At 42.2% G+C, this 3,072-nt stretch carries 3 protein-coding genes; all 3 read right to left on the bottom strand.

The window, feature by feature from the left end:
• Window positions 1–205: 205 nt before the first annotated feature.
• The 3 genes from AC2VE5_RS25210 to AC2VE5_RS25200 all read right to left on the bottom strand — a co-directional run bounded on the left by AC2VE5_RS25210 (window position 206) and on the right by AC2VE5_RS25200 (window position 2,398).
• Window positions 206–772 carry a hypothetical protein gene (locus AC2VE5_RS25210; RefSeq protein WP_486890336.1) on the bottom strand — a complete coding sequence of 189 codons (567 nt, stop codon included), beginning with the start codon at window positions 770–772 and terminating at the stop codon, window positions 206–208.
• Window positions 773–1,113: 341 nt separating this feature from the next.
• On the bottom strand, window positions 1,114–1,344 hold the full coding sequence (locus AC2VE5_RS25205; RefSeq protein WP_486890335.1) for a hypothetical protein: 231 nt from the start codon (window positions 1,342–1,344) through the stop codon (window positions 1,114–1,116).
• A gap of 16 nt (window positions 1,345–1,360) precedes the next feature.
• The gene (locus AC2VE5_RS25200; RefSeq protein ID WP_486890334.1) at window positions 1,361–2,398 is read right to left on the bottom strand and encodes a protein rep; all 1,038 of its coding nucleotides are present in this window, start codon (window positions 2,396–2,398) and stop codon (window positions 1,361–1,363) included.
• Window positions 2,399–3,072: the final 674 nt, after the last annotated feature.

Below are 3,072 nucleotides of genomic sequence, written 5' to 3'. Positions count from 1 at the left end.
TTTAAGTCACCTCCACGTCAAGGGACGCTTCGCTCTCCGCTCCGCTCCGCCCTGGACGCGGAGCCTCCGACTTCAAGATTGGCTGGCTATGGGGGGATGAGATAGCATTGTGTCTTCCCAACTAAGCTTTGGTAGTTTTCACAGAGTTAGAGGGGTGACTTTACCTAGCTCTTGCTGTTGACTAGATGAAAATGGTAATACGGGTTTATGGTTCTAAGTTTGGAACATCATCCAACAGAGCTAGGACTGCCCGAATGTGAGCTTTAATCGGAGCCGCGTTGTTACCGGGAAATTTAAGTGCTGGCTTGAGTAGGTCAACAATTTTTGCCTTGTCCTTCTGACGCTGCTCAACAAACTCGTTGTTCATTCTGTTGGTCAGCTTCCAGCGAGTTTCTTGAAAATTGTTTTCTCCCTGTGCTTCTGCCAACTGCGATCGCAATGTTGAAAGTTCCAAGTAAGTTTCTTCCAAACTCTGGTTAAGCTCCTGAATCTTCTGTTCATACATATCATTGGAAACTGTGTTTGGTTCTTCTTTCTGGTAATGTGTATTATTGGATAAGGTTTGTTCTTTGTCTATCCGGTCATGTGTATTTATAGAAAACAATTTCTGATCCAAAGCAGCAAAAACTAAATTGTCAATTGCTTCTGAGGCATTACCTGAACACTTAAGCCATTGGACTGTTTCAGGCAGAATTGTAAAGTTATGGCGTACCTTACCCTGACGGCGAGACTCCGCTCCTAACTTCAAGTTTTCTAAAGAACGTTCAGACATTTTCCTTTTCTCATCAGCCATAAAGTTATCCAGAAATGTGTATAACTAGAAGCTAACACAGTTCCGTTAATGTGTACAACTGGAAGGTGATTAGTATTGCTTATATCTAATAGTGTGTATGTTCGGATTACCAATGTACCAGTTACAATATGAGTAAGTTACTTACTATATTGCAATAGAGGCTGAAAAGCCTACTATGTAAGGCAACCTTTGAAAACTCTTTCCAGATATGAGTACAGCCAGAAGGGGGTATTTTGCCTTGTAGACGCTTCCAGCCCCCGCTAAATGAATGTGCCAGTTTGAACAAAATCTAAAGATGTGTATAATTAGAACTTAGGACGCTAACCCGTGTAGTAATGGACTGGGTTAATAAATCCTACGGACTTCAAAACTTGTATGAGACTTTTCCCACTGGCTCTAAGCTGACGAACAACTGGGTGCTTGGGGTCAACCTGAATTAGATAAATTTCCTTGCCGTCATCCTCATCAACTGTGATATGTGGATCTACAAACTCAGGTATCAAGGAAGGGACAAAACTACAGTGATAAGACTCTACTATTTGTTCACTCATGTTTAAACAATGTCCATTAGTGTGTATAATTAGAATTTGCAAACTCATCCTGGACAATTACTGGTTCAGGCTTCATGTGGTAGCGGCTAACTTTGCTACTCCAGTTAAAATCTATCCTTGGACTTTCAGAGTCAGCCTCAACTTCACCCAGTTCATTAGCATGAATTAAATCTTCTGGTTCATTCTCCAAAACTTTCAAATAGTCTTTAAGAACTCCACCAGTAGCAAGCGCCCTAGTTTTATGTAGCTGGGTCGTTAATTCAACTAACCAATCTTGGTCAGTTGCCCTGACTTTCTGACCTGGTTTTTGGCAGTTATTCCCTTTAAGGACGTTTGAAGGCTTCACAGAGTATTTAACCGTTTCAACCAATGCTGATATCACTGGGTCGGTTTCAATGCCCTTACTGCCCTTTTTTGGACGTACTGAACGAATATCTACTATGGGGTCGTAGCTAACTTTTAAACATTCCCTCCAAAGTTCAGTCCAACGGGCTTGAGAAATGTAGTTGTCACCACCAAAATAAATAGGCTTAACCATCAAGAGACAGTGATAGTGAGGGTGGGCAGTGTCATCCCGACCGCGTGTAACTTCTGTGGTTCTTACCCATCCCTGCACTTTCCACTCTTTGCGTTGGATAAGCTTCCGCCAAGCTTGGTGCATCTCGGACAAAGTAGCTCTCAAGTTAGTTAGCTCACAGTTAGGAAAAGTCAGACCTAACATCAAAAATCTAGATTTAGGGTAGGCTTCTAAAACTTTAGGCATTATCTTGATTGTCTTAGCCGTCCACATACGCGCTCGTTGCCTTTGACATACTGGACACAACCTTACACGGCAAAACTTAGCCGTTTGCAGCTTTAAACTACAGATTCCATTTTCATCCACTGCAAAGGCAAAAACAAGCTCACAAGAACAATTTGCTAGACGAATGGCATAACAATCGTGTATAGTTCCTTCAAATAAGGCTTTAAATATATCCGCCTCACCCCTGCATTTATCCCAGGGTTTATCTTTTGGTGAGAGGTCGGAAAGGTATACTAAATCTCGCTGCTTCATGCAGTAAACCCCGGTAAGTGTTGTTGTGTGGTAACTCCAAAACTACCGGGGTTTTTCGCGTCTGTCAAGAAGGTTCTAACACTTACACAGTTTGGGTTTAAGACCAATTTCAAATCTTACAGTTATCCCTCTAGTATCAAGAGAAGATAGAAACCGGAAAAACAAAGGCAAATTTGCAGCATTCTCACAAATTCTCAAAAAGGTTTTCACGCCTATCTAAAATCATCCGAAATAACCTATACAACCTTAAGGGTTCTGGAAAGTAAATAAGCTCAAATAAGCGGCAAAAAACCAATGCTAGTTATTGAGAACAGAGTCAACAAAGCTTCTTAATTGAGAATAATTGCAGCAGTTTTACCCAGCTTTCAGAACTAAACTTAAGTTTTAGTAGTACAAACTTACTACTTCATCCGGCAAACTAACAGTACAAACTTTTTGTGAGGGCAGTAGTAGCTAAATACTGGTGGGGTGACTTTACCCAAATACTGGTGAGGGCAGTAGTAGCTAAATACTGGTGAGGTATCTCATCCCCCGCCACGCCATTATCTTTAAGTCACCTCCACGTCAAGGGACGCTTCGCTCTCCGCTCCGCTCCGCCCTGGACGCGGAGCCTCCGACTTCAAGATTGGCTGGCTATGGGGGGATGAGATAGCATTGTGTCTTCCCAACTAAGC

The sequence above is a fragment of the Aliterella sp. E5.1 genome (assembly GCF_057473825.1).
Note: the sequence above shows the minus strand (reverse complement) of the source record. Positions and strands in the feature narration are given on the sequence as shown.

Excerpts from the sequence above, each read along its gene's own strand:
- AC2VE5_RS25205 (WP_486890335.1), bottom strand. The coding sequence starts at position 1,344 with ATGAGTGAACAAATAGTAGAGTCTTATCACTGTAGTTTTGTCCCTTCC.
- AC2VE5_RS25210 (WP_486890336.1), bottom strand. The coding sequence starts at position 772 with ATGTCTGAACGTTCTTTAGAAAACTTGAAGTTAGGAGCGGAGTCTCGC.
- AC2VE5_RS25200 (WP_486890334.1), bottom strand. The coding sequence starts at position 2,398 with ATGAAGCAGCGAGATTTAGTATACCTTTCCGACCTCTCACCAAAAGAT.